This is a genomic window from Streptomyces sp. NPDC008137 (assembly GCF_042957035.1).
GTDB lineage: Bacteria > Actinomycetota > Actinomycetes > Streptomycetales > Streptomycetaceae > Streptomyces.
Window position 1 is genome coordinate 1 of record NZ_JBIBHN010000052.1, and the last position, 26,894, is coordinate 26,894.

Genomic DNA, 26,894 nt, shown 5'->3' on the forward strand with positions numbered 1-26,894 from the left:
CCCTCGTACTGGGCCGTACTCGGGACTGTGTCCGGTGCGGCGAGAGTGCGTGCCAGGCGTCGCGGGGCAGGAGGGACTTTGCGGACACGACCTAGGGATCGCCGTGATCGGGTTGATCTATCTCCTGGCTCCCCACCTCTTGCTCGACGTCTACGGCGTCGACATCCAGTCGCCGTCGGAAGCGAACATTTTCAGGAGCGGTTCCGGGTCGCTGTTCGTAGCCGTGGCGATCTTGTTCTTCCTGGGAGCCTCCCGCACGCGTTACACCAGGACTTCGCTCATCACGCTGTTCACCTTCATGAGCGGCCTGGCCGTGGGACGCCTGGTCAGCATCGTGGCGGATGGGTGGCCCCATACGCTGCTCATCGCCGTTCTTGTCGTCGAGGCTTCCTACGCCGGCGCTGCGGCCTATGCGTTGCGAGTGAAGGACCCCTTCCCGCAGCCGAGGGAGACCGCCGCCTGACAGTCAACGCCCCCGTGCGGCAGGGCGCACGACAACAGCTGGCCGGGCATAGATCACCGCTGCGTGGCGCTGAAGCTGACGCTGGGAAGCCGCCGTTCGAGACGGTGGACCATACGGTCGCCTCCACCGTTTCCCTGCTGCGGGAGGTGGCGGATGCCGCCGCCGGCGTGTTGATGAACAGATCGTTCGATCGGGAGTGAGCCCGCCCTTCGCGGGGGTGGCCCGCCCCAGCGGAAAGGAAGCCGTCCATGGACGAGCAGGGTGAGCACTTCGACGTCGTCGTACTCGGCGCGGGCCCCGGCGGATATGTCGCCGCCATCAGGGCCGCCCAACTGGGCAAGCGTGTCGCGGTCGTCGAGGAGAAGTACTGGGGCGGCGTCTGTCTGAACGTGGGCTGTATCCCCACCAAGGCGCTGCTGCGCAATGCCGAGCTGGCGCACATCTTCACGCGCGAGGCGAAGACCTTCGGCATCAAGGCCGAAGGTGAGGTCTCCTTCGACTACGGGGAGGCCTTCCGCCGCAGCCGGAAGGTCGCGGACGGCCGGGTCAAGGGCGTCCACTACCTGATGAAGAAGAACAAGATCACGGAGATCAGCGGTCGCGGCACCTTCCTCGACCCGCACACGCTCCAGGTGGCCGACTACGACGGCAACACCCGCACCATCAGCTTCGATCACTGCATCATCGCCGCCGGGGCGACCCCCAAGCTGTTGCCCGGCACCCGCCGTACCTCGCGCGTGGTGACGTTCGAGGAGCAGATCCTTGCCGACGACCTGCCGCAGTCCATCGTCATCGCGGGCGCCGGGGCCATCGGCGTCGAATTCGCCTACGTCCTGCACAACTACGGCGTCAAGGTCACGATCGTCGAGTTCCTGGACCGGATCGCCCCACTGGAGGACGCCGAGGTCTCCGCCGAACTGGCCAAGCAGTACCGGAAGCTGGGCATCGACGTCCTCACCTCGACCCGGGTCGAGTCGATCGACGAGTCCGGCCCGCAGGTCCGGGTCACGGTCACCGGCAAGGACGGCGCCCAGCAGGTCCTTCAGGCCGACAAGGTCCTCCAGGCGATCGGCTTCGCGCCGAACGTCACCGGTTACGGCCTGGAGAACACCGGCGTTAAGGTCACCGAGCGCGGGGCGATCGATGTCGACGGCCGCTGCCGCACCTCGGTTCCGCACATCTACGCCATCGGCGACGTCACCGCGAAGCTGATGCTCGCGCATGCCGCCGAGGCGATGGGCGTGGTCGCCGCCGAGACACTCGCGGACGCGGAGACCATGGAGCTGGACTACGTGATGATCCCGCGATCCACCTTCTGCCAGCCCCAGATCGCCAGCTTCGGCTACACCGAGGCACAGGCCAGGGAGAAGGGCTACGACGTCCAGGTCGCCAAGTTCCCCTTCACCGCGAACGCCAAGGCCCATGGCCTGGGCGACGCGGGCGGCTTCGTGAAGCTGATCAGCGACGCGAAGTACGGCGAGCTCCTGGGGGGTCACCTCATCGGCCCGGACGTCACCGAACTCCTCCCCGAGCTGACCCTGGCCCAGCAGTGGGACCTCACCGTCCACGAACTCGCCCGCAACGTCCATGCCCACCCGACCCTCGGTGAAGCGGTCAAGGAGGCCGTCCACGGCCTCGCCGGCCACATGATCAACATGTAGGGGGATGCTTGCCCCAGCGGCAACAGGGCCCGCTGGGGCTCGGATCGGCTTCGCGCCCTTGAGCCTGCGAGGGCCTCCGAGACTTCCCGAACAGGAGCGCCCGAACAGGAGCGCCCGGCAGGAGCGCCCCGTACGAGATCTATGACATGGCCGCGGCCTTGGCTGGGTTGCGATCCGGTTTGCTGCTGCGCCGAAGACGTTGTGCGCGATGCGATGCGGTCGTCGCTGAGGAGGTCGCGGTGTGCTCTGGAGAACTGGCAGGCGGAATCGGCAGCCGTGACACGTTGCGGGTCGGGTGGTGTGCGTCGTTTTCCTGGTTGCCTGGGTTGGGCGGTCAGATCTGGACGAGGGCCGGAGGCGGTACGAAGCCGTCTACTTCCCGGCCGAGCAGTGCGGCGAATTCGATGGTGGTGAGATCGCCTCCGCTCGGGCCCATGGCCTGCAGACCGATGGGCAGTCCGCTTCTGCCCTTGCGTACGGGGATGGTCGTTGCCGGCCCTCCGGAGACGTTGGCGACGGCGCTCCACTTGACCTGGTCCCAGTAGGGACGTCGTACACCGTCGACCTCGAAGGGCCGCCCGAACCAGTCGATCAGTTTGTTGTGATGGGCGGGGGCGGCCGTCGGGGTGACCGGCATGAGCACGATGTCGAAGTCCTGGAAGAACTCGTACCAGCGCTGCCGGAGCTCGCCCCGCACCATGTGGGCCTGCAGCCAGTGGAAGTGGGACTGGAAGGTTCCGCGCAGGGCGGGTCCGGCGTCGCCCCGCGGGTGCTGGACGAACCGGGCCAGGGTCGCGGCACTGGGGGCAGGGGAGAGGCTGGTGCGGTCACCCGCGCCGAAGAGCAGGGGCGAGAAGGCCTTCCGGTGATTGGTCGCGAGGTCGACGGGGAGGCTCGCGGGCTGGACGGTGATCTTCGCACCGGCCGTACGCAGCACGGTGACCGCGTCGTCCATGGCCTGGATGATGTCGTTGTCGACCGGACACGAGGGGTCCTCGCTCCAGACGGCGACCCGGAAGTCGGCGAGCCTTCTCGCGCGCGGCGGTGCGAGCGTGTAGCTGAAACCGCCGTCGTAGTCGGCCGGTCCGACCGTGGCCCGCAGGATCGGGGCGAGGTCACGGGCGTTGCGGACCTGTGCGCCGGCGCAGGCCATGTCGGCTTCCGTCCATCGTCCTGCGCCTGGGCCGTAGGGAACATGTCCGATGAGAGGGATCGACCGCCAGGTCGCCTTGTGGCCGTACAGGCCGTTGAAGTGGGACGGGATCCTGGTCGATCCGCCGATTTCCGAGCCGAAGTCGAACGTGGTGAGGCCCGCGGCGGTGGCGACGGCGCCGCCGCCGGCGGATCCGCCCGAGGTGCGGGTGGTGTCCCACGGGTTCGATGAGGGGCCGAACACCGGGTTGTCGGCCTGGACGTCCTGGTTGCCCGGAGGCATGTTGCTCTTGCCCATGATCACGGCCCCGGCCGCGCGCAGTCGCTTGACCGCCTCGGCGTCCTGGTCGGGCACGTAATCCTTCAGGTCCATGCGCCCGCAGACGGTGCGCATGCCCGCGGTCTCGTAGCTGTCCTTGACCGTGATCGGCAGTCCGTGCAGTGGACCGAGGTCCTGCCCCGCTGCCCGCTCGGCGTCGGCTTTCCCCGCCTCGCGGCGGGCACGCTCGGGGTCCAGGGTCACCACCGCGTTCAGTGCGGTGTTGTGGACGGCGATCCGCTCGAGATAGATCTCGACGAGTTCCCGGCTTGAGATCTCACCCGCGGCCAGTGCGCGTGACTGCTGCACGGCGGACTGGAAGGGGACGTCACTCACGGCATGCCTCATCTCTGGCGTTGACGGCGCCGAGTGGAATGGCGGTCGTAATATTACATTCGGCAGACCATAGGCCGGGGACGGGTGTACAGCAATGGCCTTGCGGAGGGGAGCCTGTGGCGCGGCACGAGCACACGACCCGGAGCGGACCATCCAGAGGGCTGGCCCACCTCGTCGCGGAGGAACTGCGCAGGCGGGCCGTGTTGACATCAGGAGCTCACCCGGCTGATAGGTCGTGCGCGAGACCGGATCGACAGGAACATAGGCAGGACGCAGTTCCCGCCCCCGCTCCTTGAGGACCGTCATCCCGCGTTCCCACCCGATCCGCTCCGCGATCACCGTGGCGGGCATCGTCGAGGTCTCCCCCAGCAGTTCACGGATCTGCACCTCGACCGCGTCGACCACCGAGCCCTTGGCCGGACGCTCGTACTTCGGCGGCCGGTCATTCGCCAGCGCACGCTCCACCGTGTTCTTTGAGATGCCCAGATGCCGGGCGATCGCCCGGATCGGCATTCCACGCCCTCAACGGGCAGTTCGCCGCCCAGGTCGTCGCGGTGAGCATCGACGCGGTCCAGTCGGGGCCCTTCTGGAGAGCACCGGCCTGACTGTCGGCGACGCCTTCTCCGAACGGGGAGACCTCCTGCTGGACGGGCTCAGCGCGGGACAGGGCGCACTCCGACAAGAAGGGGTACGCCCTTCGGATCGTCTTCGGCTAGGTTCCCGGCCCTCAGCCGGTCGGCGTCGGCAGGATCACGCGGGACACCGCGCCGCTGTCGTGGTGGACGGTGTGCGTGCAGGGCCGCAGCTCGGTTCCGGTGCCGGGCAGTTCACCGGTGCCTTCGTTGCGTGCGTAGCGGGGGTGGGAGCCGCCGGCGATCAGCAGACGGAGCCGGTGTCCGGCCTTGACCTGGTGCGCGCAGGAGTCCAGCTGCACGCGCACGGTCTGGACCTGGTCGAGCGGCGTGGTGGGGTCCAGGCGGAGGAGTCCTTCGGCGAAGTTGCGGGACACGCCTTTGGGGTCGACGTCGCAGAGGCGTACGAAGACGTCGGCGTGCGGGTTGTTCCTGGTGTGTGCCAGTTCGACGACGGGTGTTCCCACGATCTCCAGCGGCGCGGTCAGCGGGGCGGTGGTGAAGGTGAGCACGTCGGAGCGGCTCTCCAGTTTGGCGTTGTCCTTGCTTCCGGCGTCGAGGGTGAGCAGCGGGCCGGCGACAGTGGGTGTGGGGTCCGCCGGGTCGTAGAGGTACGTGGAGGGTGCGCCGCCGCTCGGCTCGTCGGCCAGGAGTCTGCCGTCCGGCTGCAGGTAGCGCACGGTCTCGCCCGCTGCCGGTGGCCATTGGGGCAGATGTCGCCAGGCGCCCTGTCCGGTGACGTACACCTCCACGGGGGGTGCGGACCGCAGCCGGGTCGGCGCTTCGTCGGCGAGGTGAATCTCCAGCCATTCGAGGTTGCCGCGGAGCAGACGTCCCATGCCCTTCTGGCCCAGTTCCTGGTGGGTCCAAGGGCCGACGGTGATCGAGACATCGACCCCGCGGGTACGCAGCGTCTGGTACTGATGCAGGGTCTGGTCGAGGAAGAGGTCCTGCCAGCCGGCGGTGAGCCGCACCGGGACGTCCGCCCGCTCCAGGGCGTCGTCCAGCTTGAGCCGGTCCCACACGGCGTCGTCGCGCTCCGGAGTGGTCAGCCATTGCCGGAACCACGCCGCACGGTGCCCGGTTGCCGCGTCGGCCGCGTCGGCCAGCGGGAGGGCGCCGAAGACCGGGGCCAGCCGCCGGTTCAGGGTGAGCATCCGGGCAATGGCCCGCAGCCCGGTGAATCGCTCCTGGTTGACCACCATTTCCGCGAAGGACAGGAAGTCACCGAGGCGGAACGCTCCGCTTCCGTGGGCCGCGTCGTGCATGTCGTGCGGGGCCACGGCGATCAGACAGGCGCGCAGCTCGGGGGGCGGATCCATCAGCAGCGCCCACTGGGTCCAGCCCACATAGGAGGACCCGGCGGTCGCGAGCCGTCCGTCGAACCACGGCTGGGTGCGCAGCCAGGCCACCGCGTCCTGGGCGTCGTCGGCCTCGTTCGCCATGGGGCAGAAGTCTCCCGTGGAGCCGAACGTGCCGCGGCAGCTCTGCAGCACGACGTGATACCCGCGGTCTGCGTAGACCCTCGCCTCCAGGTCGTGGGGGAAGCCGCGTCCGTACGGTGTGCGCACGAGGACGGTGCCCTTGGGCCGGTCGGTGACGGGGGCGTAGTGGTCCGTCATCAGGACGGCGCCGTCGCGCGCGGGGGTCGGGATGTTCCGCTCGACCCGGTAGCCGTCCCGGGTGCCCGGCAGCCGCATCAGGCGGGTCAGGAGCCGGTTCGCCGCGCGGGTGGCCAGGCTCGGGGGCGTCGGAGCGGTGGGACGCGGAAGTGTCGTGGTCATGGCCTGATTTCCGGTTCTACGGTGGAGTGGTTCGGTCGTGCGGTGGCGGAGGCGGGCATCACAGGCAAGCACGCAGCGCGTGGCTGAGCGCGTTGGCCCGGTCGTCGGGGAGTCCCCCGGGCTGTGCGGTCTGGTAGGCGAAGGCGATCTCGGGCTCCAGGTGCGCGAAGGCGAGGCAGCCGCCCAGACCGTCGTGGCCGAAGCTGCCGGGACCGATCATCGGACGATGGCCAGAGCTGGTCATGAAGCCGGTGCCCCAACCGCTGCTCATGTCGGGGCCCACGAACGGGCGGCCCTCGGAGCGCACCACGAGGGCATCGCGGACGATCTCCGGGCCCAGCAGCCTGACCCCGTCGACCTCGCCGACCGTGGCCGCGTAGAGCCGGGCAAGGCTGCGGGCGTCGGTCACGAGATTGCCGGCCGGTATCTCCGCCGACAGCCATGGTTCTTCGTTGGCGTCCTGGATGATCCGGGCGGGGTCGACGACACCGCCCAGGCTGATGGAGCGTTCGATCATCGGTTCGGCGAAAGCCGCGGCCATTATCGCGGCGGCCTCGGGGTCGGTGCTGGGCAGCGGGTCCGCCAGGGGGTGGAAGTCGGCGGAGGTGGGGTCGGCGCCGAACGTCATCGTCAGGTCCAGGGGATCGGCCACGTGCTGGCGCAGCCACTGGGCCGGGCGCAGCCCCGTGGCCCGGCGCAGTACCTCGCCGGCCAGCCAGCCGAAGGTGAGCGCGTGGTAGGCGTACGCCGTCCCGGGGGTCCAGGCCGGTGCCTGCCGGGCCAGGGTGTCAGCGACCGGCGTCCAGGCGCGCAGGTCCTCCCACGTCAGGTCCGCCTCGGGCGCCGCCAGGCCGGCCCTGTGTGCGAGGAGCTGCCGTACCGTCGTCGTCTCCTTGCCGTTCTCGGCGAACTCCGGCCAGTACTTCGCCACCGGGGCGTCGAGTTCGATCAGTCCGCGCTCGGCAGCCATCAGCAGACAGACGGTGGTGACGCCCTTGCTGACCGAGAACACCACGGTGCGGGCGTTGGGCGTCCAGGCGCCCCGGGCGGTCTGCCCCGCCCAGATGTCCACCACCGGCGCGCCCCGGGCGTACACCACACAGGAAGCGGCCGTGTCGCCGCGGTGGCGGAAGTTGTCGGCGAAGGCGTCGGCGATCGGTTCGAAGCCGCTGGAGACGTGGCCGTTCACCTGTACTGCGGTCATGTCAGGCACTCCCTCGTGCCGCGTTGTCCCGGATCTGCGTGATGATCTGCGGCCAGAGCGGGCGGGGCAGCTCATGGCCCATGCCGGGGTAGATGGTCAGCTTCGAGTCCGCGATCAGTTCGTGCATGAGTGTGGAACCGTCGGCGCTGATCAGGCGGTCGCCGTCGCCGTGCAGGATCGTGGTGGGCACCGTGATGTGGTGCAGGCGCGGCGTTCGGTCCGGGGAGTTGTCGAGCGATTCCAGCTGCCGCTCGATGCCGTCCGGGTCGTAGTCCCGGTCGTACATCTGGCCGCCGAGCTCGCGCAGCCAGGCGATGTCCTGGGCGTATCCGGGTGAGGCACACACCGCTTCGTTGTCCAGGTACAGCGCGATCGCCTCGTCGCGGTTGCGGGCCCGGGGGCGGTGCGTCCGCTCGTCGACCAGGTCGCGTCCGGCGAGGAAGTCCGTGCTGGGCGCCGTGTAGACAAGGGCCAGGGTCAGGACACGTGTGGGGTGGTCGAGGGCGAGTTGCTGGGCGACCATGCCGCCCATCGACTGTCCGACGATGTGTGCCGCGGGAATGTCGAGCGCGGTGAGCAGGCCCGCGGTGTCGTTCGCCATGTCGGCCAGGGTGTAGCCGCCCTGCGGGAATTTCTGCGAGAGGCCGACGTCCCGGTTGTCGAAGCGCAGGACGTGGAAGCCCTCGTCGGCGAGTTGCCTGCAGAAGTCGGCGCGCCAGCCGAGCATGTGGGCCCCCAGGCCCTGGATCAGCAGCAGGGGAGGGCGGTCGGGATCGCCGAAGGTGTCGTAGGTGAGGGACACCCCGGTGGGTGTGGTGATCATGGTCATGGGGGGCTCCGTGGGCTTATCGGATCGAGCGGATGGCCATGGCCAGTGCACCGGCGACCAGGGCGGACGCGCCGCTGACGAGGAAGAGTGAGCCGTAGCCGCCGAGCCCGATGAGTGAGCCGGCGATGGCGGGGGCGGCGAGCTGGGGCAGGCCGGTGGCGACGTTGAGGATCGCGAAGTCGCGCCCCTCACTCTCCTTGTCGGGCAGGACCAGCGACATGACGGCGAGGTCGACGGCGAAGTACGTGCCCAGCGAAGCGCCCGAGACGGCGGAGTAGGCGAGCATCGCGCTCCAGCTGTGGCTGATGATCGGTATGACCTGGGACAGGCCCAGTCCGATGGCGCTGATCGCGATGAACAGCTTGCGCCGGTCGAGCTTGTCGGCGAGCCAGCCGCAGAGCGTGGCGACGGCGATCCAGGTGCCGAATGAGACCGTCGTGAGGGTGCTCACCGCGAGGGCGACGTTGCCGCCCGGCACGTTCTTGGCCCCGACGTAGTCCTGCACGGCGAAGAAGAGGTAGCCGGAGACCGTGAAGTAGGCCAGGAACAGGCCGAACCGGCTGGCGAAGGCGAGGGTGAAGTCACGGTGGCCGAACGCGCGGAAGAACGCCCGGACGGCCGCGATCACGTTGCCCCGTCGCTTCGGTCTCTCCGTCACCAGGTCGAGCGAGGACGGTTCACGCGCACCGGCGACGAGCGCGAGCGTCGTGCCGAACAGCACCAGCGCGAGCACGGTGTAGGCCCAGACCTGGCTGACCCGGCCGGCCAGGTTGACGCCGAAGAGGATGCCGACGGGCGTGCCGAGGCCGATGACCGCGGAGGCGATGCCACGCCTGGCCACGGGCACGCGGTCGGGCAGGATCGCCGAGATCGCCCCGCCGTAGAAGTTCGAGGTGAACCACAGGACCGGGACCAGGACCGCGAGGACGGCCAGTCCGGTGCTCAGGCCCATGGCGATCGTCAGCAGCCCGGACACCCCGGCCATCACCACCAGCCAGGGGGCGCGCCGTCCGAACCGGGACCGCGTACGGTCCGACAGCGCTCCGCCGACGGGAAGGGCGATCATCGAGGCCACCGCGCCCAGCGTCGTCAGCAGCGCCAGCACACCGACCTTGGAGTCGGGTGCGAGCCGGGCCACCTGCGCGGGGAGAAGGATCACACCGATCCCGTTGAAGAGGGCGTACATCGCAGTGGTCGCCGGGAAGGCGAAGGCGAGCAGGCGGCCAAGGCGAACCGGATCGGCGGGGCTGGAAACGCGGCCGGGTGTCGGGTCGGTGCTGACGGGGATCGTGTCATCCATGACAGATCTCTCTTCGTGTGGATCCACCCCGTCGGCGTACGAAGACGGTGCTCGGTTGGGGTGGCGGCTCGGGCAGATCAGGTGCGGGGGCGTCCGTCCCCTACAGGCCATTGGCGGCGACCGAAGCTGCGATCTAATACGTATTAGATCGCGTGGTGGCCGTAACGTAGCCTGTGTCTGAAAGTGTGGCAAGGGGCTCGGGGAGGGACATTGCCGAGAGTCACCAGCAAGGACGTGGCGCGAGAGGCCGGGGTCTCCCAGACCACCGTGAGTTTCGTGCTCAACGGCAGGGACGAGCACGGGCTCTCTGCGGAGACGCGCCGACGGGTGCTGGAGACGGCGAACCGGCTCGGCTACGTGCCGTCGGGGGCCGGTCGCGCGCTGCGCAAGGGCCAGAGCAACGTCGTGCTCTGCGTGGTTCCGGACTTCCCCGTCGCGGAGGCCATGGAGCAGTTCAAACTGGCCCTCGGCCGGTCGCTGGGCGAGGCCGGATACACCTGCGTGTACCTGCACCACGCCGGGACGGCCACGCCGCTGGCCGACCTGTGGCAGCACGTCCAGCCGGCGGTGGTCGTCGCGTTCGGCAGCCTGCCGGCCGCCGACGCGCAGTCGCTGCACCGGGCGGAAATCCCGCTGCTCGACGGCGTGTTCACACCGGACGGCACGGGTCTGACCGGCCTGAGCCAGGAGGACATCGGACGGCTGCAGATCGAGCACCTCACGGCACGCGGGCACCGGCACATCGGCTACGCCGCCGTGGACGACCCGCGAGAGCGGCCCTTCTGTCTGCCGCGCCTGGAAGGTGCCACCCGGGCCTGCCGTGATCTCGGTCTGCCGGCTCCACAGGTGGTCAGCATGCGCTACTCACGGGACAGCGCCCGAAACGCCGTCGCGAAGTGGACGCAGGGCGCCACTCCGGCCACGGCTGTCGCCGCATTCAACGATCTGATCGCCCTCGCCGTCCTGGCGAGCTGCCGCACCCAGCACATCGGCATCCCGGACGACCTGGCGCTGATCGGCGTCGACGACCTCCCCGTGGGCTCGCTCGCTGTACCGGCCCTGACCACCATCGGCATGGACCTCACCGCGGCGGCCGGCAATCTCACCGCCGGCATCCTCGCGGCGGTCGGAGCTCCGGCTCCGGTGGCGCCCAGCGGGTCTGACGCGGGCGACATTCTGACGCTCATCCAGCGCGAGACCACGTAGCCGCGGTCGTTGTCATGGCATACAGCCGGCCGTCGTGAGGGGAACATCTGTTCTGGCGTCGTGCCGAGTGCCGAGCGGTTACCCGGTCGTGGTGCCCGAAGCCGGTAGACGCTGCAGCGATTGAGGAACTGCGCACGCGCGACGTCGTGGTGGCCGGCTCGTCGGCGGCCGGCGTGGGCCTCGGCCTGCCGGCGCTCGCCTTGACGAGGAGGAACGACGGGCAGTCGCCGCTCCGCCTGCCGCCTCAGCACTGTGACGTCGCATGACCGACGCCGAGACAGCGATTACCGCAGACCTGGTCGGCCGGACCCGGCCGACTCGCGAGGAACTCATCGCGACGATGACCCGCGCCACGTGGAGCCAGGACGCTTCTCGAGTCGACCTGCTCTCGGCCTTGCACGACACAGCTCGCCAGGAGCCGGAACTGTGCAGCCTCGTTAGGCAGCGCTATGTCGACTCCCTGTACGGCCGTCGAGGGCGTGCTGGCGCACGCGGTGGAGCGCGGCGATCTGCCCCCGCCAGACCGATCGGTCAGGAGGTCACTCGATCGCGGTCTCCGCCGCCCTCGCTCTCCTGCTCCACTGGGGGCTTGTCCGCGACCGGCAGGTCGGCGACGACGACATCGCGGCGATCGTCGACGCCGCCCTCATGCCCTGCTCTGACGGTCATGCGTACAGCATCACCGGCAGGCGATTGATCAGACGCGTCCGGGCTCTGTGACCGCCTTCGACTTCAGGCCCCTGCGGGAAGGGGTGCCGGGTGGACGGGGCCGCGTGCAGGCTCCGGGTGCCGAGTGGACGCCTTTTCCCGTAGGGGTGTCGCGCCGCAGGTGCGGGGGTGGCGCGGCGTGTGCGGTGCGGCGCGCGCTCCGCAGTGTCCATGTGCACGCCGGTCAGTGCGCCGTCCTGGTGTCCCCTTCGTGTTCGATGCCCAGGAGGGCGAGGGCGTTGTGGATGCCCTGTTCGAGGACTTGGTCGGCGAGCTGCGGGTCGGCGAGGGCCCGTGAGAGCTGGAGTGTGCCGGCCATCATGGCATAGGAGCTGAGTGCCATGGGGCGGACCGAGAGCGGGTCGTCGGGCGCCAGGCGGGTGGCGAGGCCGTCGGCTACCACCAGTACGCCCTCGGTGTATGCCTGTTTGGTGGGGTGTGTGCAGCGCCCTATCTCGTCGAGCAGGGCGGCGGAGGGGCAGCCGACGTCGCGGCTGTCACGGTGCCAGGGGGACAGGTACCAGCGCACGATCTGTTCGAGGCCGGCGCGGCCCGGTTGTGCGTGCGCGACGATGGTCGCGTTCTGGGCCTGCAGCTGGTCGGCGATCGTGGTGGCCACCAGGTCGTCCTTGGATGTGAAGTGGGTGTAGAAGGCGCCGTTGGTCAGCCCGGCGTCCTTCATGAGCGCCGTGATGCCCGAGCGGTCGATGCCGTCCTCCTTGAAGCGGCGGCCCGCCGTCTCGATGATCCTCCGCCTGGTGGCCTGCTTGTGCTCTTTCCTGTATCGCACCGCACACTCCTTCGCGCGCCGGGTGGGCCGCTCGGCCCTCCGTCGGCTCCTCCAATGTATTGTATTGTGAACGTAATTCAATGACCCCGGATTCCGGTGCCTTCGCGGCCGGTGCGGGGCCGCCGCCCCTCGGCCCCCGCCGCGCCGGACCGCTTGCGCCGCCGGCCCGCAGGCGGTTCCGCGGCCGGGCCGCGGGCTCCGCTCACCACAGGAACCCCCTTGCGCGCCCGAGTCGCCCCTGCTTAGTATTATGAGCATAATTTAATTGTCCTGCGGCTAGGCGCGGTGGATTCCGGGGTGATCGGAGCGAGCCGGTGACCGGGCGATCCGAGCAGATCGTCGGCCTGATCCACACCCCTGGCTCGCCGCATGGGGTGCCGGCCAAGGGCAGCGACCCCGCAGACCCGGCATGTCATTGGTGTGCTGCGTGAGCAGACCCGCGAGACATGACGGGCACCCGCCCACAAGAGAAGGACGTCATGAGCACCTATCTGGCAGACAAGGCCGAGAACCTCACCGTGGAGGGGCCCTCCGCGACCTTCACCTACCGGCGCATGGGTCCGCAGGGCGGTGTCCCGCTGGTCCTGCTGCAGCGATTCCGGGCGACCATCGACTGGTGGGACCCGGAGTTCCTGGACTACCTGGCCGCCGACCACGACGTGATCGTCTTCGACAACGTCGGCGTCGGCTACACCACCGGCGAGGCGCGCGACTCCCTTGACGGATTCGCCGAGGGCGCCGCCGAGTTCATCGAGGCCCTCGGCCTCACGCAGGCCGACGTGCTCGGCTGGTCCCTTGGCGGTTTCGTGGCCCAGCGCCTGGCCGCGCGTCGCCCGGAACTGGTGCGCAAGATCATCGTCGCGGGCAGCGGCCCGACCGGCTGGGTGCCCGGCGCGCCGGAGGTGAGCCAGAAGGTCCTGGGCGTCATGGCCAAGCCCGACGCCGACCAGGACGACATGCTGTTCCTGTTCTACCCGGAGACGGACGCGGCCCGCGCCTCGGGGCGTGAGCACTTCGCCCACGTCGCGCCCCGGCTCGCCGCCGGCGGCCCCGAGGTCTCCGAGGCGACGGCGCAGGGCATGCTCGCCGCGATCGGCCAGCTCCTGGCAGCCCCCTTCGACGAGGTCAAGGCCGAACTGGAGTCCATCAAGCACCCCGTCCTGTACGCCAACGGCCTGCACGACGTGATGGTCCCCGCCCACGCTTCCTACGTCGCCGTCCAGCACCTGGCCGACGCCACCCTCCTCCTCTACGGCGACGCCGGCCACGCCTTCCTCTTCCAGCACGCCAGGGCCTTCACCAAGCAGGTGGCCGACTTCCTCGCCGCCTGAAGACGCCGACCGCGCCGCCGATCCCGAACCCCGGGCGACGGCCGGTCAGCCCTCGTGCAAGCGCCGCCTCACAGCCGTGAGGCGGCGCTTGCACGGCTCCGGCGGTCATCACCGTCGAGCCTGGGCAGTCATTGCGAACCGGCACGTGACCTCTTGAGCGCTCCCCGACACGACAGGCGGCACGCATGACTGGTCGTCCGCCTGCCGTCACCTCGTGCCTGTCCTCGGACAGGAGTCCGCGGGCCTGCTCCCGTCGCCGGCGGTGGTCGGCGACCGGGACTTTCGGAGGCACGCAATTTTGTGTGAAGGCGGCGGCGCGGAGGTCCTCGACGCGCGAGCTGCTGCCGAGCAGGAGATCGAACTCACCCGGTCCGACGACGCGGCGTCCCGAGCGACGACGACGGTGCAGTCACCGGCGAGAAAGAGGATCATCACCTCGACCCGTTCGCCCGGCTCGACGCCGACCTGGGTGAAGGCCTTCACTTCGCGAGCGGTCCACGTCACGCTCGTGACGCGGTCGCGGGCATACGCCTGCACAGTCTCCCGTGCCGGACGGCGGCCCGTCCTGGTCGGCGGCACCGCGGCCCGCAGCGTCCCCGTGGACGCGACAACGGATTCTGGATCGTCGGGTGCGAGTCGTGCACCGCCGTGCAGCTGAGGCCCTCGCCGAAGGCGAACAGCGGATCCTGTGTCAGACCGGCGCACTGTCGCCGTGCTGCCCCGGCCTTGGTTGGTAGGGGACCGGCAGCCACCCGCTCGGCTCGGTGCGCCCGAGCAAGGGCTCGGCGACCGCCCCACCCGCCTGCATCCTGGGGGTGAAGGCCTGGACGATGGCGTCGGCTCCGAGTGCCCGGGCGGGCAGGATCGAGGGCTTGCCCCGGACCAGGACGACGAAGGGCCCGTCGAGCTTCCCAAGGGCATCAAGGAGTGCGATCTGACGTCCCGTGAGCTCCGGCGTCGCCGTGGAGCGGCCTTCCCCGGTCAGGCCGGCGGTGTTGCCGACGAGCGCCGCAAGCGCTGCACCAGGTCCGCCGCGGGCGCAGGCGGGAGTCGTGCCGCAGCGGTGGCGGGGGGTTCGGGGCTGAGGCGGACGTCGTCGTGGTCCACGGTGCGCACTTTGGCCCAGTCCTCGTCCTGAAATCCGGGGCACGGCCAGTCCTCGTCCTCACGCCGGGCATCGAAGTCCTGAAACCGTCGTACAGATCGTCGGCTTCCCTCGGTCCGGGGCCGGACGGCCACGGCAGGCCGGTCACGACCAGTGTCTCGTGGTGCCGGCGTAGGTGAGCCGCTCCTGCCCTGGTGGTTCGCTGTGCTGGTGCACCCCGACGCCCGTGGAACCCGTGATTCCGCCGCTGTGCATTCCGTTCAGCCTGCCCCCTTGCACCCCGATAGAATTATGGTCATACTTCAATGGTCGGCGGGTTGTTCAGGGGCCTGATCCAAGGGGTTTCCCGCTTCCTGGGCTTCTCTGACCGTCGACTCCGGACTGCAGTCGCAGCCGGGAGACCTGGGAACCGCTCTGCGCCGACCTGCGAGGAAGCAGAAATTTGCACACAGTGGCGGTAACCCACACATCGAAGGGCACGACCGTGAACGCACGCGAAACACGAAACGACGGCGACGTGGTGACGTCGTACAAGCACGCGCAGACCCGCACCGTCACCGCCGACGGAGTGACCTTCGCCTACCGCGACCTCGGCCCCCGGACCGGCATGCCGGTCATCTTCATCACCCACCTCGCCGCGGTGCTCGACAACTGGGACCCCCGGGTCGTGGACGGCATCGCCGCCAAGCACCGGGTGATCACGTTCGACCTCAGGGGCGTCGGCGCGTCCAGCGGTGAGACGCCGAAGACCATCGAGGAGATGGCCAGGGACTCCGTCACCTTCATCCGGGCGCTGGGCTTCGAGAAGGTCGACGTCCTCAGCTTCTCGATGGGCGCCATGATCGCCCAGGTGATCGCCCAGACCGAACCGCAGCTCATCCGCAGGCTGATCCTCGCGGGCACCGGTCCGGCCGGAGGCGAGGGCATCAAGAACGTCACCCGGATCTCCCACTTCGACACCGTCCGGGCACTGCTCACCTTCCAGGACGTCAAGCAGTTCCTCTTCTTCACCCGCACCCCGAACGGGATCCGGGCCGGCAAGCAGTTCCTGGCCCGTCTGAAGGAGCGCACGCAGGACCGGGACAAGGCGATCCGCCTCAAGTCCTACTTCTCCCAGCTCAAGGCCATCCACCGCTGGGGGCTGGCACAGCCGCAGGATCTGTCCGTCATCAAGATCCCCGTGCTCGTCGCCAACGGTGACGACGACCGGATGGTTCCGACGTCGAACACGTACGACCTGGACCGGCGACTGCCCAACTCCGAGCTGGTGATCTACCCCGACGGCGGCCACGGCGGCATCTTCCAGTACCACGAGCAGTTCGTGCCGACGGCTCTCGAGTTCTTCGGCCGGCCGTAGGGCCGCGGTGCGGTCTGCGTACGGGCCGAGGACGTGGGTCAGAGCCGTGACGCCCGGCGGGCGGGCGGCTCTGTCACCTGTTCGACGTAACCGGCCTGCTCGCTTCTCGGTCACACGGCGCCGGGCCGGTTGTCGTGCAGGATGGCGACGCGGAGACCGGTGTGGTCGGCGTCCCGTCCGGGCGCCAGGCCCGGAGCGCGCTGCCGCTACGGCGCATGCCGAACGCGCGCGACGCCGGCCGCCGTACGAACGCAGGACCGCCGCGTCGGTGTCGCTGCCGAGAGCGCAGTCGCCCCAGGGGCCACCCACTCGGGCTGAGCGCGCAAACGCGGGTACACGGCGCCGGCCCCGGTCAGGTGCTCACCCAGGCGGTACTGACCGTCATCGCGCGAAGGCGAGGGCGTTCTCGATCCCCTGCTCGAGGACCTCGTCGGAGAACTTACGGTCGGAGAGCGCGCGGGAGAGCTGCAGCGTTCCCACCGCCATGGTGTAGAGCCCGATGGCCTGACGGCGGGCGGACTGGGGATCCTCGGGCGCCAGACGGGCGGCGAGCTCGTCCAGGATGGCTTTGGCGCCGTCGGTGTAGGCGTCCTTGGTCGCGTCACCGCAGCGGCCGATCTCGTCGAGCAGCGCTGCGGACGGGCAGCCGTCGCCGGGGTTGTCCCGGTGCTCGGGCGACAGATACCAGCGGATGAAATCCTCGAGTCCCTCGCGGCCGGGCCGCAGCGTGTCGTACTGCTTGACCTGCGCGCGCAGCTGCTCGGCGACGACGTGGGCGACGAGGTCGTCCTTGGACTCGAAGTGGGCGTAGAAGGCCCCGTTGGTGAGCCCGGCGTCGGACATCAGCGTGGAGATGCCGGAGCCGTCGATGCCGTCCTGCTTGAACCGGTGGCCGGCCCGCTCGATGATCCGCTGCCGCGTGACCTGCTTGTGCTCCTTGGTGTAGCGCGCCACAGGGTTCCTCCCTCAACTCCGCCGGGCCATTGCCTCGTATCCCATCCTAATCTATGGTCTGACGCACGTAATATTACGGTCGACAGGTGATTTTGCGGCCGATCCGCCGCCCATCGGACGGCAGACCATGGGGCCCGCGTGGCGGCCTCGGCCGTTGCCCGGCTCGACCGCCCCGGAGAATCAGGAGAGCAATGATGCTCAGCCCGAGCCGCAACGTGTCACGACTGCTGACGGACACCGCGTCCTGACACCCGGAGCGCACCGCGATCGTCTTCGGTGAAGACCGCATCACGTACGCCGCCCTCGACGCCGCCGCCAACCGGGTTGCGAACCTGCTCGTCTCGCGCGGGATCCGGCCGGGCGACAAGGTCGCGCTGTCCTGCCCCAACGTGCCCCACTTCTCCAGCGTCTACTTCGGCATCCTCAAGGCCGGCGCAGCGGTCGTGCCGCTGAACGTGCTGCTGCGGTCTGGCGAGATCGCCTACCACCTCGCCGACTCGGACGCGAAGGCGTACTTCGCGTTCGAGGGCACGCCGGAGCTGCCGATCGGGCAGGCCGCGTGGGAGGGGTTTGGGGCGACCGAGGGCTGCACCGAGTTCTTCCTGATCGAGAGCGGCGGCGCGGCCCCGGCCGGGGACGGGGCGCCGGAGTCGTACCAGTCGGTCGTAGCCGAGCAGCCCGTGACGTTCCGTACGGTCGAGCGCGACGAGGACGACACCGCGGTGGTCCTCTACACCTCCGGCACGACCGGCCAGCCCAAGGGCGCGGAGCTGCGGCACCGCAACGTGTACGACAACGCGCTCGTCGGCCGCGACCTGTTCGCCGCCGATGCCGATCGCCCCGACACCTATCTGTGTGTGCTGCCGCTGTTCCACGCCTTCGGCCAGACCGTCGTCCAGAACGGCGCCTTCGCGTTCGGCGGCACGATCGTGATGCAGCCCAGGTTCGAGGCGCAGGCGGCCCTGCGCCTCATGCTCGCCCATGACGTGACGTTCTTCGCCGGGGTCCCGACGATGTACTGGGGTCTGCTCGCGGCGCTCGACGAGACGGTCGACGTCGCCCGCCTGGCGGCGAACCTGCGCGTGGCCGTGGCCGGCGGCGCGGCGCTGCCCGCCGAGATCCACAAGCAGTTCAAGGACCGCTTCGGTGTGACGATCCTCGAGGGCTACGGGCTGTCCGAGACCTCGCCGATCGCGTCCTTCTCCCGGTTCGGCGAGGAGCCCCGCGTCGGTTCGATCGGGGTGCCCATTCCGGGCGTGGAGATGAAGCTCATCCGCGATGACTGGTCGGATGCCGAGGGCGGCCCTGAGGAGATCGGGGAGATCGCGATCAGGGGACACAACGTCATGAAGGGCTACTACAAGCGGCCTGGCGCGACGGCCGAGGCGATCCAGGAGGGCTGGTTCCGCTCCGGCGACCTCGCCCGCAGGGACGAGGACGGCTTCTACTACATCGTCGACCGGTCCAAGGACATGATCATCCGGGGTGGCTTCAACGTCTATCCGCGCGAGATCGAGGAAGTCCTCATGGAGCACCCCGCGGTGTCGCTGGTCGCCGTGATCGGCGTGCCGCACGAGTCCCACGGCGAGGAGATCAAGGCCGTCGTGGTGAAGGAGGCAGGCAGCGGCACGACAGAGGACCAGCTCGCGGCCTGGGCGAAGGAACGGCTCGCCGGGTACAAGTACCCGCGCATCGTCCAGTTCGTCGACGAACTCCCCCTGACCTCCACCGGCAAGATCCTCAAGCGCCGGCTCTCCTGATCAGGCCGGCTGCCTCGGCCCAGGGGGCAGAGCCAGGCGGCAAGATCAGGCAGTCGTCCCTGAGGTGGGTCCGGATGCGATGGCATCGCGCACGGACCCACCTCAGAGAGGTCACCCGGTAACCGGTAACACGTACGCGGCTGGGTGGATCGGTGACGGCAGAGAAGCCCGGGCACCTTCACCCGCCGCTTCACGAGGAGGTGGGCATGAGCGGGGAACGCCGGCTGATCCAGCGAAGGGTCGGCCTGGCTCCTCACCTCCTGGAGACCACCGACTTGCCGGCGGACGAGATCGCCGGCCAGGTCGGCTTCGGTGCCGACACCTCTCTGCGACCTTGCTCAGCGGCCTGGACGCCCGTCGAGCTTGCCGAGGATCGCGTGCAGCACGCGATCATGTGCCAGACGCCCGTCGATCGCCGGGTTGATCACTCCTCGCAGCACGGACAGCGGGGTCCAGCGAGCCGGCCGGATCAGGCGGGGTGAGCGGTGTTCGATGGCCTGCACGACGGCTTCGGCGGCCTGGTCCGGCTCCAGGCGCTTGAGCAGCGGCCGCGGCGATGTCCTGGCCAGCATCTCAGTGATCGCAGGATCCGCGTCGACGCCGTTTCTGATCATGTCCGTCTGGATCAGAGAGAAGTAGGCGGTGGTGGCGGAGGCGCCGTGACGGGCGAGTTCCACGCGCAGTCCACGCCCGAGCTGCTCGACCGCGGCCTTGCTCATGGCGTAGGGAATGGCCCCCACGCCGTTGAGGAAGGCGAAGACCGAACTGATCAGGACGACCTGGCCCTGGTTGGCGATGATCTGCTCCATCGCGGCGTTGACGGTGTTGACGACTCCGTTGATGTTCACGGCCAGCACCTTGTCGACCGCGGGTGCGGGCGTGGCTCGAAGTGTGGAGCCCTGCCCCATGACGCCGGCGTTCGCGATCACGACGTCGACCCGCCCGAACCGCTCACACACGTGGGCCACGGCATCGTCGAGCGCGCTTCGGTCGCAGACGTCCGCGGTAATGCCGACGGCGTGGGACGACGAGATGCGGGCTGCGATCTCCGGCGTGTCCGGACGCAGATCCACGATGCCGACCCGGGCGCCGCGGGAGAGGAGGGTTCGGGCCGTGGCGCTGCCGAGTCCGCCCGTGCCGCCGGTGATGAGGACGACCTTGCCGGCGAGTTCGAATGCAGTCATGCGGATGCCTCGTCTTCAGTGATGGGATGGGGCTGAGGCCACGTCCCGTGCGGCGAGTCCGGGTTCGAAGCCGCGGGGCGGGACCTCGTGGTCATCGCCAGCACACCGCTCGGGTTGCGAGCGGATGGGCAGCGCTGCCTGGCTGTGCCGTCCCGTACGCCGCAGCGCCCGAGGGAGTCGATCACCTCGGGCGCCGGGCGCTTGGGTCAGGCGGCGTAGGTGGGGTAGTCGGTGTAGCCGACGGCGCCGCCGCCGTAGAAGGTGGCGGGGTCGGGGTCGTTCAGGGGAGCGCCGGCGCGTATGCGCTCGACCAGATCGGGGTTGGCGAGTGCCATCGAGCCCACCGTGACGACGTCGGCGAGGCCGTTCTCGATGTCCTTGGCCCGGGTGGCGATGTCGGTGCCGGCGCGGTTGAGGATCAGCGTGTTGGGCCACAGCTCGCGCAGCGTGCCCAGGAGTTCCTCGTCGCCGCCGTGGGCGAGGTGCAGGTAGGCGAGGTCGAGGGGGGCGAGGGCGCGTACGAGGTGCGGGTAGATCTGGTGGGTGTCGTGCTCGGTGAGGTCGCCGAGCTGGAACGGATTGCCCGGGGAGAGCCGGATGCCGGTGCGGTCGGCTCCGATCTCGTCGGCCACGGCGGTGGCGACCTCCACCGCGAAGCGGATCCGGTTGTCGAGGGAGCCGCCGTACTGGTCGGTGCGCTGGTTGGTGCTGGGGAAGAGGAACTGGTGGACCAGGTAGCCGTTGGCGCCGTGGATCTCGACGCCGTCGGCGCCGGCCGCGATGGCGGCCGCGGCGGCGCGCCGGAAGTCGTCGACTGTCGCCGCGACCTCCTCGGTCGACAGGGCGCGCGGCTCCGGCATCTCCTGCATCCCGGAGCCGGTGAACGTCTGACCTGCCGGCTTGATCGCGGAGGGGGCCACCGGCTGGCGGTGGTGGGGGGTGTTGTCGGGGTGGGAGATGCGCCCGACGTGCATGAGCTGGATGACGATGCGCCCGTCGGCCTTGTGTACGGCGTCGGTGACCTTGCGCCAGCCCTCGATGTGCTCGACCGTGTAGATCCCCGGCGTCACCGGGTAGCCCTGGCCGTCGGCGGACGGCTGGGTGCCCTCGGTGATGATCAGGGCGTGCGAGGCGCGCTGGGCGTAGTACTCGGCGTTCAGCTCGGTCGGCACGCCTTCCGGGGTCGCCCGGCTGCGGGTCAGGGGCGACATCGCCAGACGGTGCGGCAGGGAGATCTTTCCGGCGACGGTCGGGGTCCACAGGCTGTCGAGCATGCGTGGTTCCTCAGGTGTTGGTGGCGGACATCCGGCAGACCGGCGTTCCGGGCCGTGAGCCCGATGAGGCATCCGCCATGAGCATGGGTAAATTATATTACGTACGTAATACTTGGCTGGATGGCGGACGGCAGGAATGGCCGGGACGGCCGTCGGCCGAGGACGCGCCGTCCGCCCTTCGCGCGCAGCTGCCTACTCGTCGAGGAACTGAAGGGCGTGCTTCAGGAACCGCTCGGGGTACTGGAAGTGCGCTCCGTGCCCGGCGTCGGGGTAGATCAGCAGCTGGGCGTTGGGGATGTTCTGGGCGAGGTGCCAGGAGTTGATCGAGGCGATCATCACGTCGTTCGTGCCGTTGAGGACCAGCGTCGGCTGGGTGATCGCGTTCAGGTAGGCATAGGGGTTCTCGCCGGGCAGGGGCTCGGCGTAGGCGGCAACCGCTTCGAGCTGCGCCTGTGCGACTGCGGGCGAGCTCGGCGGGTCCTGGTCCACCCGCTGGTGGCGGCGCTCCCAGAAGGCCCGGCCGGCTTCGACGGCGGCCTCGGAGCGGCCGAAGAACAGGAAGAGGAAGTCCTCCACGGTGGGAACCGGATTCACCGCCACCTCGGGCACCTTGGGGTCCATCGTCGGGTCCCCGCCCCGCAGGCCGGTGCCGACCAGGAGGAGCTTGCGCACCAGTTCGGGGTGACGCAGCGCGACTTCCTCCGCCTGCCAGCCGCCGATCGAGAAGCCGAGCAGATCGACCTGCTCCAGCCCCAGCGCCCGGATGACCGCGGCGATGTCGTCGGCCATGTCCTCCATCCGGTTGCGCGGCGTGCCGGATGACGAGGCGATGCCGCGGCCGTTGAACAGGATGACCTCACGGCCTTCGGCCAGGCCGTCGGTGAGCAGCGGGTCCCAGTTGTCCATTCCGCCGCGAAGGTGCTGGACGAGGAAGATCGGGACGCCGGAGGGCTTGCCCCAGCGTCGGTAGGCGAACCGGTCGCCGTCGACCTCGACGTACTGGGTCGGCGCGGTCACATGTGTGTCGCTCATGGCCTGGACCTTTCTGGAGGGGATGAGCAATACGATGACGGTCGTAATCTAAAAAGTCAACCTCTTAGATGTCGATTGACATCTATGTATGCTTGACCGTCGAGCGTCGACCGTGGAAGGGGAGGCCGGACATGCGGGTCACCAGGGCACAGGCAGCGCAGAACCGTGCGCACATCGTCGCGACAGCCTCCAGGCTGTTCCGCGAGCGCGGCTACGACGGTGTCGGCGTGGCGGAGCTGATGGCGGCCGCCGGGTTCACCCATGGCGGGTTCTACAAGCACTTCCGCTCCAAGGCCGACCTGATGGCCGAGGCGGCCGCGAGCGGGCTGTCTCAGACCGCGACCGGGGCAGAAGGTCTGGGCCCCGCCGAGTTCGTCGAGAGCTACGTCTCCCGGGAGCATCGCGACGGGCGCGGCGACGGCTGCACCATCGCGGCCCTCAGCGGCGATGCCGCACGTCAGCCGACAGACATCAAAGGAGAGTTCGCCGCCGGGATCGAGCAGTTGCTGACGGTCCTTCAGGCCTCAAGCGAAACGCCAGGGGGCGCGGATGCGGACCAGCGCGTGGACCGCGCCACGCTGATCGGCATGCTCGCCCGTTCGGTCGGCGCGGTCATGCTGTCGCGGGCGTGCCCCGACGATTCTCCGCTGGCGGACGAGATCCTCGATGTCTGCCGCAAGGAGATTCTCGCCTCGCTGGCGCACGTCAGCGATGACCAGCCGGCGGCACTGAGCCCAGAAGCCTGACCCCAGCCGACCGACGCAGGGCGCGACCACCCGAGGGTCGGACACTGACCACAAAGCCTGCGGTTTCAAGCCGCTGGAGCGGCATTACAGCAGAAGCCCTCTCGAAGGAGGGCCTGGCACCGCTGCCGAGAGCTGTTCATGCGTCGGCGACGAAGTCACGGCACACGACGCGAGAACGGTCGACTCGCACGTCACGACCGTGCGCGGTGGGCATCGTCCGCCGCGTTTTCCGTGTTCGGACCCCGGCGGTTGCGGCGGGGCCCTCCGGCCGGGAGCCGACGGCCGGGCTGCCGTTGAGGCATGCCCGGCCGCCATGGGAACCCAGGTGGGTGGGGGGATGGAACCCACCCGGGGTGTCGCGGCGCCGACGGGCGCCCTGTGGGGCGCTGTGGCCGATCGCGGGTGCGGCCGGGGCGATCAGAGGGCTTCGCTGACCCGGCCGATGTACTCGCCCAGTTGGTACTCGACGTCGAGGCCCTTCTCGGCGACCAGTGCGCCGAGGCCGACCGCACGCGCGGCGAATCCCGGCTGCGTCAGGGTGCCCGCGAACTCACCGAAGGCGGCGACCAGGTGGGCGTCCGGCGGCAGCGTCGCCCGGTTGACCTGGGACTTCGCGGTGGCGATTGCCTGCCGGTCGAAGGAGGCGAGACGGGCGACGGTCGCGTCGACGAAGGCGTCGAGTTCCGCGTCGGGCAGGGTCCGGGTGACCCATCCCCAGCGCTCGGCGGTGTCGGCGTCGTAGTCGGCGCTGGTCAGGATCGCCTCCAGCGCGCGGTCGCGGCCGATGGCGCGCGGGAGGCGCTCGCCGCCGCCTCCGCCGGGGACGAGGCCGAGGCCGACCTCGGGCTGGCTGAAGAACGCCTTCTCCCGGCTGGCGTAGCGCAGGTCGCAGGCGAGGGCCAGCTCGTTGCCGGCGCCGCGGGTACGGCCGCGGATGGCCGCGATGCTGACGAACGGGGCCTTGGTCAGCCGCAGGACCATGTCGGTCCACAGCGGGTTGTCGTCCTCGTGCTCGGGCTGGGGGAGGTCGGCGGCCGCGGCGGCGTCGAAGTGGTTGATGAAGAAGTCGGGGAGTTCGCTGGCGAAGACGACGACCTGGATGTCCGGGTCGTTCTCGAGCTCCGAGACGATCTTGTGCAGCGTCACGATCGACTCGGGAACCACCAGGTTCACGGGAGGATTCGAGAACGTGATCCTGGCGGTCCGCGGGGTCGTCCGCTCAAGGCGGATCGTGCTGGGCTGGCTCATGGCGTGGTTTCCATTTCGTACGGGGGTGCGCTTGGGCTTGTGTGGCCGTGATCGCGTCCGGCGACCACGGGGCTGTTGGGCCTGGCATGGGTGTCGGCGCCTTGTCCGTCGGAGCGGCACTGGCTGCGCCGCGCGTGCACGGGAGCCGTTTCAGCTGATGGCGAGCCAGCGGTCGGCTCTCATCATTTACATTACGATCATAATACAATAGGCTGAGAAGTGCTCGGCAGGCAAGACCCGACACGGGCCCAGGAGGCGCCGGCCAGCCGTTTCACGCGCATGGCCGACCGACGAATCGCAGATGCCGTGCCGTGGCGTTCCTTTGGCGGACGTGTCTGGCGGTTGGCCGGTGGGGGGCGGGTGCTTCTCAGGGGAGCTGCGGGTAGAGCACCGAGACGCCCCCGGACAGTGCTGCCTGGGCCTGGCGGGCGGCGTTGTCGGCGAGGATCTCGTAGGCACCGGCGGCGATGCCGTCCACGGCGATGCGCGCGATGTCGGCCGGGTCGGACTTGGCCGAGTCGACGGCACGGACCATGTCGGTGTCCATGTAGCCGACGTGCAGTCCGGCCACCCGTATGTTTTGGTCGGCGAGTTGCACGCGCAGGGCGTTGGTGAGTGACCACTCCGCGGACTTGGCGGCACAGTAGGCGCCTATCTCCGGGAAGCTGACCCAGGACAGGCCAGACAGGACGTTCAGGATCGCCCCGCCGCCGTTCGCCGCGATCTGGGGTGCGAAGGCGCGGACCACCGACAGGGTGCCGAAGTAGTGGGTGTCCATCTCCAGGCGGATGTCGCCCACGTCGGCGGTGAGCAGGTCGGCACCGGTGGACGACCCGGCGTTGTTGACCAGGACGGTCACGTCGCCGGTGGCCGCGGCGGCGGCCGCGACCGAGGCGGGATCGGTGATGTCGAGCGCTATCGGCTTGGCGCCGGGCAGGTCGACCTGGTCGGGGTTGCGGGCGCCGGCGTAGACGGTGGCGCCGCGGCTGAGCAGTTCGGCGGCGAGGGCCCGGCCGAAGCCCCGGTTCGCTCCGGTGACAAGGGCGGTGCTGGCGGAGAGGTCCATGAAGGTTCCCGGTGCAGTGGAGTGGAGATGACCAGGGCGCTGATGGCGTGGCCTGATGTGGCCCAGGCCAATTGAATTACGATCGTAATCGTAAACGGGCTGAGCCGGTGATCGCAACCGATCCGCTGGTGACCGACGGCTGCGCCAGGCACCTTGGCCGGAGCACCGTCAAGGAGACAGGCGAATGGTGCCCTAGATCCGCCGCGCTCTACCGCGACGTAGAGGACCCGGGCAAGGCGCCCACCGAGCCCGTGGCGGACCTGATCCGGGGAACGTCTGTACGCGCGTGCCACGAGGCCTGTGGTACGCGGCCTCCGCCGATCAGGGCACCGCTCCCTGCCAGGCGCATTCACGGTCAGGCAGCCGACTTGGCCGCTGAAGCCGCGGGTGATGGCGCCGGCGCCGCTACACGGCGAAGAGTTTCCCGGCATGGCCAACCAGGAGCTCGCCGACCTCATCCGGCCGGGCCTGACCCCGCACAGGCGTGTGTTCTGGAGGTCGCGTCATGCCCAGGAGCGACGGACTTCTGGCCGCCTCGGGTGCGCCACACTGGAGGGAGGCGGCCGATGCCGTCGCTTCAACCCTCCCTGACCGCCGCCAAGTTGCGGGAGTGGAGAAGGTGGCGCCCGTCGACACCGACCGCGTCGCCGTACGAGAGCAGTACATGGACCGAGCGATCCCCCCGAGTTCGTGGGCATCCCGGCCCCGGCCGTGACCTGCTAGACAGCCGCCCACTCCGACCTGCACTGGGCTAAGGTCACCGCACCGCTGAGGATTCTCGACTGGAAGGGCTGGGGGCGAGCTCCGGACGGGTTCAACGCCGCCACGCTCTACGCCTACTCGCTGCTCCAGGAAGAACGTCACGGCCTGCGTCCGCCAGTGCCGCCCGAAGCCCGGACCTCCTCCACGGAGCCCGGGTCACGCACATCGGGCAGGCCCACGGATCCATCTGCGCGACCTCCACGAGCGACGGTTGCAACCGCGCAGGTGACTCTGCTGCGAACTGCCCTAGCCAAACTGACTCGGTATCAGGCCGCATGACCTTGAAGAGGGGAAGGCAACATCTCAGATACTCCATAGTTTTTTGCTTCCATCAGGGGACCATGAGGAGTGCCCGCCAGGTCCGGTCCGGAGAACGGGTTGAACTGCTTCTTCCATTCCCAGACAGGAGCCTGTCTCACAGGAGCCGCGCGGCACACCCCCACCTGCTCGCCAGCCAGTGGGCGACCGCGGAGCGGACGTCCACTCAGGTACCTTAGCTACAAGGTGAGTTGCAGATTTCGAACAGAGCTGAGGGAGCGTGGAGAGCGGAGCGCGGAGCGATCGGCTCTCCACGCTCCTGACACCCATTCAGTGATCCACGGAGTGGATCACGTCCAACCCCCGCGGAGCGGTGGTTGGCCCCCCCGCCGCGTAGCGGCGGCGCGTCGTGTCTGCGGAGCAGACCGCGCGC

At 69.4% G+C, this 26,894-nt stretch carries 22 protein-coding genes and 1 pseudogene; 7 read left to right on the plus strand and 16 right to left on the minus strand.

Going from position 1 to position 26,894, the window contains the following annotated elements:
* Positions 1-103 precede the first annotated feature (103 nt).
* Both ACFZBT_RS39620 and lpdA read left to right on the plus strand, forming a co-directional pair.
* Positions 104-463 carry a DUF4345 family protein gene (locus ACFZBT_RS39620; RefSeq protein WP_391115035.1) on the plus strand — a complete coding sequence of 120 codons (360 nt, stop codon included), beginning with the start codon at positions 104-106 and terminating at the stop codon, positions 461-463.
* Between the two features lie 248 nt (positions 464-711).
* Positions 712-2,124, plus strand: a complete 1,413-nt coding sequence (gene lpdA, locus ACFZBT_RS39625) for a dihydrolipoyl dehydrogenase (protein WP_391115038.1) — start codon at positions 712-714, stop codon at positions 2,122-2,124.
* Between the two features lie 334 nt (positions 2,125-2,458).
* On the opposite strand, the gene ACFZBT_RS39630 is transcribed toward lpdA, so the two are convergent.
* From ACFZBT_RS39630 to ACFZBT_RS39655, 6 genes and pseudogenes are all read right to left on the minus strand, one after another.
* Positions 2,459-3,931: an amidase gene (locus ACFZBT_RS39630; RefSeq protein WP_391115097.1), complete on the minus strand. Its 1,473-nt coding sequence runs from the start codon at positions 3,929-3,931 to the stop codon at positions 2,459-2,461.
* Positions 3,932-4,144: 213 nt separating this feature from the next.
* A pseudogene (locus ACFZBT_RS39635) lies at positions 4,145-4,493 on the minus strand (helix-turn-helix domain-containing protein); the annotation flags it as partial.
* Between the two features lie 165 nt (positions 4,494-4,658).
* Positions 4,659-6,347 (minus strand): CocE/NonD family hydrolase, encoded by a 1,689-nt coding sequence (locus ACFZBT_RS39640; RefSeq protein WP_391115041.1) that lies wholly within the window; start codon positions 6,345-6,347, stop codon positions 4,659-4,661.
* A gap of 58 nt (positions 6,348-6,405) precedes the next feature.
* The gene (locus ACFZBT_RS39645; protein ID WP_391115044.1) at positions 6,406-7,551 is read right to left on the minus strand and encodes a serine hydrolase; all 1,146 of its coding nucleotides are present in this window, start codon (positions 7,549-7,551) and stop codon (positions 6,406-6,408) included.
* A 1-nt stretch (position 7,552) separates the two neighbouring features.
* A complete protein-coding gene (locus tag ACFZBT_RS39650) occupies positions 7,553-8,380 on the minus strand; it encodes an alpha/beta fold hydrolase (RefSeq protein ID WP_391115047.1) in 828 nt (275 codons plus the stop codon).
* 16 nt (positions 8,381-8,396) lie between these two features.
* Positions 8,397-9,680 (minus strand): MFS transporter, encoded by a 1,284-nt coding sequence (locus tag ACFZBT_RS39655; RefSeq protein WP_391115052.1) that lies wholly within the window; start codon positions 9,678-9,680, stop codon positions 8,397-8,399.
* A gap of 210 nt (positions 9,681-9,890) precedes the next feature.
* On the opposite strand from ACFZBT_RS39655, the gene ACFZBT_RS39660 reads away from it, so the two are divergent.
* Positions 9,891-10,886 (plus strand): substrate-binding domain-containing protein, encoded by a 996-nt coding sequence (locus tag ACFZBT_RS39660; protein ID WP_391115055.1) that lies wholly within the window; start codon positions 9,891-9,893, stop codon positions 10,884-10,886.
* A gap of 531 nt (positions 10,887-11,417) precedes the next feature.
* Here ACFZBT_RS39660 and ACFZBT_RS39665 read toward each other — a convergent pair.
* Positions 11,418-11,555, minus strand: coding sequence for a hypothetical protein (locus tag ACFZBT_RS39665; protein ID WP_391115058.1), 138 nt, complete (start codon positions 11,553-11,555; stop codon positions 11,418-11,420).
* Between the two features lie 223 nt (positions 11,556-11,778).
* Positions 11,779-12,384, minus strand: coding sequence for a TetR family transcriptional regulator (locus tag ACFZBT_RS39670; protein ID WP_391115060.1), 606 nt, complete (start codon positions 12,382-12,384; stop codon positions 11,779-11,781).
* Between the two features lie 479 nt (positions 12,385-12,863).
* Between ACFZBT_RS39670 and ACFZBT_RS39675 the strand changes: the two genes are divergently transcribed.
* Positions 12,864-13,715, plus strand: coding sequence for an alpha/beta fold hydrolase (locus ACFZBT_RS39675; RefSeq protein ID WP_391115063.1), 852 nt, complete (start codon positions 12,864-12,866; stop codon positions 13,713-13,715).
* A 207-nt stretch (positions 13,716-13,922) separates the two neighbouring features.
* Here the strand turns inward: ACFZBT_RS39675 and ACFZBT_RS39680 are convergent, their stop codons facing one another.
* Both ACFZBT_RS39680 and ACFZBT_RS39685 read right to left on the minus strand, forming a co-directional pair.
* Positions 13,923-14,513: a fibronectin type III-like domain-contianing protein gene (locus ACFZBT_RS39680; RefSeq protein ID WP_391115066.1), complete on the minus strand. Its 591-nt coding sequence runs from the start codon at positions 14,511-14,513 to the stop codon at positions 13,923-13,925.
* On the minus strand, positions 14,407-14,865 hold the full coding sequence (locus ACFZBT_RS39685; protein WP_391115069.1) for a glycoside hydrolase family 3 C-terminal domain-containing protein: 459 nt from the start codon (positions 14,863-14,865) through the stop codon (positions 14,407-14,409). Before ACFZBT_RS39685 ends, ACFZBT_RS39680 begins: the two co-directional genes overlap by 107 nt.
* A gap of 439 nt (positions 14,866-15,304) precedes the next feature.
* Between ACFZBT_RS39685 and ACFZBT_RS39690 the strand changes: the two genes are divergently transcribed.
* Positions 15,305-16,177, plus strand: a complete 873-nt coding sequence (locus tag ACFZBT_RS39690) for an alpha/beta fold hydrolase (RefSeq protein ID WP_391115072.1) — start codon at positions 15,305-15,307, stop codon at positions 16,175-16,177.
* Positions 16,178-16,558: 381 nt separating this feature from the next.
* On the opposite strand, the gene ACFZBT_RS39695 is transcribed toward ACFZBT_RS39690, so the two are convergent.
* Positions 16,559-17,131 (minus strand): TetR family transcriptional regulator, encoded by a 573-nt coding sequence (locus tag ACFZBT_RS39695; RefSeq protein ID WP_391115075.1) that lies wholly within the window; start codon positions 17,129-17,131, stop codon positions 16,559-16,561.
* Between the two features lie 266 nt (positions 17,132-17,397).
* On the opposite strand from ACFZBT_RS39695, the gene ACFZBT_RS39700 reads away from it, so the two are divergent.
* Entirely contained in the window at positions 17,398-18,891 is a 1,494-nt protein-coding gene (locus ACFZBT_RS39700; RefSeq protein ID WP_391115100.1) for an AMP-binding protein, read from the plus strand.
* 338 nt (positions 18,892-19,229) lie between these two features.
* Here the strand turns inward: ACFZBT_RS39700 and ACFZBT_RS39705 are convergent, their stop codons facing one another.
* From ACFZBT_RS39705 to ACFZBT_RS39715, 3 genes are all read right to left on the minus strand, one after another.
* The gene (locus tag ACFZBT_RS39705; RefSeq protein ID WP_391115078.1) at positions 19,230-20,075 is read right to left on the minus strand and encodes an SDR family NAD(P)-dependent oxidoreductase; all 846 of its coding nucleotides are present in this window, start codon (positions 20,073-20,075) and stop codon (positions 19,230-19,232) included.
* Between the two features lie 206 nt (positions 20,076-20,281).
* Positions 20,282-21,349 carry an alkene reductase gene (locus ACFZBT_RS39710; protein WP_391115081.1) on the minus strand — a complete coding sequence of 356 codons (1,068 nt, stop codon included), beginning with the start codon at positions 21,347-21,349 and terminating at the stop codon, positions 20,282-20,284.
* A gap of 192 nt (positions 21,350-21,541) precedes the next feature.
* Positions 21,542-22,381 carry an alpha/beta fold hydrolase gene (locus ACFZBT_RS39715; RefSeq protein WP_391115085.1) on the minus strand — a complete coding sequence of 280 codons (840 nt, stop codon included), beginning with the start codon at positions 22,379-22,381 and terminating at the stop codon, positions 21,542-21,544.
* Positions 22,382-22,512: 131 nt separating this feature from the next.
* Here ACFZBT_RS39715 and ACFZBT_RS39720 point away from each other — a divergent pair, with 131 nt between their 5' ends.
* A complete protein-coding gene (locus tag ACFZBT_RS39720; RefSeq protein ID WP_391115088.1) occupies positions 22,513-23,127 on the plus strand; it encodes a TetR family transcriptional regulator in 615 nt (204 codons plus the stop codon).
* 417 nt (positions 23,128-23,544) lie between these two features.
* On the opposite strand, the gene ACFZBT_RS39725 is transcribed toward ACFZBT_RS39720, so the two are convergent.
* Together ACFZBT_RS39725 and ACFZBT_RS39730 are read right to left on the minus strand one after the other, a co-directional pair.
* On the minus strand, positions 23,545-24,375 hold the full coding sequence (locus tag ACFZBT_RS39725; RefSeq protein WP_391115091.1) for an enoyl-CoA hydratase-related protein: 831 nt from the start codon (positions 24,373-24,375) through the stop codon (positions 23,545-23,547).
* Positions 24,376-24,742: 367 nt separating this feature from the next.
* Positions 24,743-25,441 (minus strand): SDR family oxidoreductase, encoded by a 699-nt coding sequence (locus tag ACFZBT_RS39730; RefSeq protein ID WP_391115094.1) that lies wholly within the window; start codon positions 25,439-25,441, stop codon positions 24,743-24,745.
* Positions 25,442-26,894 lie beyond the last annotated feature (1,453 nt).

Coding starts and splice junctions, on each gene's coding strand:
- ACFZBT_RS39715 (WP_391115085.1), bottom strand. CDS start 22,381: ATGAGCGACACACATGTGACCGCGCCGACCCAGTACGTCGAGGTCGAC.
- ACFZBT_RS39645 (WP_391115044.1), bottom strand. CDS start 7,551: ATGACCGCAGTACAGGTGAACGGCCACGTCTCCAGCGGCTTCGAACCG.
- ACFZBT_RS39710 (WP_391115081.1), bottom strand. CDS start 21,349: ATGCTCGACAGCCTGTGGACCCCGACCGTCGCCGGAAAGATCTCCCTG.
- ACFZBT_RS39650 (WP_391115047.1), bottom strand. CDS start 8,380: ATGACCATGATCACCACACCCACCGGGGTGTCCCTCACCTACGACACC.
- ACFZBT_RS39725 (WP_391115091.1), bottom strand. CDS start 24,375: ATGAGCCAGCCCAGCACGATCCGCCTTGAGCGGACGACCCCGCGGACC.
- ACFZBT_RS39655 (WP_391115052.1), bottom strand. CDS start 9,680: ATGGATGACACGATCCCCGTCAGCACCGACCCGACACCCGGCCGCGTT.
- ACFZBT_RS39730 (WP_391115094.1), bottom strand. CDS start 25,441: ATGGACCTCTCCGCCAGCACCGCCCTTGTCACCGGAGCGAACCGGGGC.
- ACFZBT_RS39705 (WP_391115078.1), bottom strand. CDS start 20,075: ATGACTGCATTCGAACTCGCCGGCAAGGTCGTCCTCATCACCGGCGGC.
- ACFZBT_RS39640 (WP_391115041.1), bottom strand. CDS start 6,347: ATGACCACGACACTTCCGCGTCCCACCGCTCCGACGCCCCCGAGCCTG.
- ACFZBT_RS39665 (WP_391115058.1), bottom strand. CDS start 11,555: ATGACCGTCAGAGCAGGGCATGAGGGCGGCGTCGACGATCGCCGCGAT.
- ACFZBT_RS39675 (WP_391115063.1), top strand. CDS start 12,864: ATGAGCACCTATCTGGCAGACAAGGCCGAGAACCTCACCGTGGAGGGG.
- ACFZBT_RS39720 (WP_391115088.1), top strand. CDS start 22,513: ATGCGGGTCACCAGGGCACAGGCAGCGCAGAACCGTGCGCACATCGTC.
- lpdA (WP_391115038.1), top strand. CDS start 712: ATGGACGAGCAGGGTGAGCACTTCGACGTCGTCGTACTCGGCGCGGGC.